Source organism: Pseudomonas sp. SDT291_1_S447, from assembly GCF_054070155.1.
Window position 1 is genome coordinate 1 of record NZ_JBSVXS010000469.1, and the last position, 214, is coordinate 214.

1 protein-coding gene is annotated in these 214 nt (G+C 61.7%); it reads left to right on the forward strand.

All coding sequences use genetic code 11. From position 1 onward, the window contains the following. A partial coding sequence (locus ACW9IR_RS30405; protein WP_457466321.1) for a diguanylate cyclase occupies window positions 1-214 on the forward strand: 214 nt, incomplete at both ends.

The window sequence follows — 214 nt, forward strand, 5'->3', positions numbered from 1 at the left end:
CGCATCGAGTTTTTATCCCAACACGACGCCCTGACCGGGCTGCCCAACCGCACACGCCTGCAAGCGTTTCTGGAAGGCAAGTTCAAGGCCATGCCTACCTCGGAGCAGCCGCTGGTGATGCTCAGCCTGGACCTCGACCGATTCAAGCCGGTCAATGACCTGCTCGGGCACGCTGCCGGTGATCGGGTGCTCAACGAAGTGTCGTCCCGATTGG